This window comes from Microbacterium sp. Bi128 (genome assembly GCF_918698205.1).
This window is the reverse complement of record NZ_CAKKMM010001187.1, coordinates 1-1,599: the sequence shown is the minus strand read 5'-3', so window position 1 is coordinate 1,599 and position 1,599 is coordinate 1. Positions and strand designations below refer to the sequence as shown.

Sequence of the window (1,599 nt, the reverse complement as noted above, 5' to 3'; positions counted from 1 at the left end):
GCGTGGGCGTGGACCCGTTCTGCGCGGCCTTGGGTGTGAAGATTGGGCATGTCCCGGGGTGGGTGTGCGGCCGGATTCGTGGCACCAGTGGGCATGTCCTCCGCTGGGGCCGGGGCGTGGGCATGGACCCGTTCTGCGCGGCCCTGGGCGTGAAGATTGGGCATGTCCCGCGGGGAGGAATGGGCATGTCCAGCGGTGGCCGGGCCCGGCCGATTATTCGGCCCGCAGCGCCGCGCCTAGAATCGTTAGGTGACTTACCAAGCAGCAACAGGCGATCTCCTGCCCGGTTCGGCGGCAGTGCCGGCCCACGCTGAGGAGCGCTCAGCCGTAATTGATCTCGACGCCATCCGGCACAACGTCCGCCGCATCGCAGCGGTGGCCTCACCCGCGCAGGTCATGGCCGTGGTCAAGGCCGACGCCTACGGGCACGGCGCCGTCCAGGTGGCCCGCGCGGCCCTCGGCGCGGGGGCCAGCTGGCTTGGCGTCGCCCACATCTCCGAGGCCCTCGCCCTGCGCGCCGCCGGGATCGAGGCGCCGCTGCTGGCCTGGCTGCACACCCCGGACAGTAACTTCGCCGCCGCAGTGGCCGCAGGAATCGACATCGGCTGCTCGGGCTGGGAACTGGACCGGATCGTGGCCGCAGCCCGCGAGCAGGAACGGCCCGCCCGCGTCCACCTGAAGGTCGACTCCGGGGTGGGCCGCAACGGCGCAACCCTCGACTCCTGGGACAGCCTGGTCGGCGAAGCCATGGAACACCAGGACCAGGGCCTGCTCCGGGTCGTGGGGATCTTCTCCCACCTGGCCGTCGCCGACGAACCCGAACGGCCCGAAACCGACGAGCAGCTCGCCGCGTTCCGCCAGGTCCTCGCCGTCGCCCAGGACGCCGGCGTGGACCCCGAGGTCCGACACCTCGCCAACACCCCGGCCACCCTCTCCCGGCCGGACACCCACTTTGACCTGGTCCGCGTGGGGCTGGGCCTGTACGGGCTGTCACCCTTCGAAGGGCAAAGCCCGGCCGAACTCGGGCTGCGCCCGGCCATGACGGTCCGCACGGTGGTCTCGCACTGCAAGGACGTGCCCGCCGGGCAGGGCGTTTCCTACGGGCTGAACTACCGCACGGACGGCGTCAGCACCCTCGGGCTCATCCCGCTGGGCTACGCCGACGGCGTGCCGCGCATCGCCACCGGCGGCCCCGTCCGGGTCGAGGGCGTGAACTATCCGGTAGTGGGTCGCATTGCGATGGACCAGATGGTGATCGACCTCGGACCCCGCCACGTGGCGGCCGGAGGCCCGAGCATCCTCGGCGCCGAGGCAGTGCTGTTTGGCGACGGCGCCGACGGCGGACCCACGGCAGATGACTGGGCCAAGGCCGCCGGTACCAACAACTACGAGATCGTCACCAGGATCAGCCCCCGCGTGCCGCGCCGCTACCTGAACGAAGAGCCCTCCACCGGCGAAGAGCGGCCGTGAGCGCGCCCGCGTGGGAACGGAGCCTTGAGGTCCACACGGCGGCGCAGACGCATGCGCTCGCCGCGGCCCTCGGCGCCGTGCTGGAAACCGGCGATCTGCTGGTCCTGACCGGCGAACTGGGTGCCGGCA

General features: G+C 71.7%; 1 protein-coding gene and 1 pseudogene. Both read left to right on the top strand.

The features are described from left to right. Nucleotides 1-249: 249 nt before the first annotated feature. Entirely contained in the window at nucleotides 250-1,470 is a 1,221-nt protein-coding gene (alr, locus tag LQV45_RS31090) for an alanine racemase (RefSeq protein ID WP_230011171.1), read from the top strand. Beyond that, a pseudogene (locus LQV45_RS31085) lies at nucleotides 1,467-1,599 on the top strand (tRNA (adenosine(37)-N6)-threonylcarbamoyltransferase complex ATPase subunit type 1 TsaE); the annotation flags it as partial. The gene alr and the pseudogene LQV45_RS31085, both read left to right, overlap by 4 nt.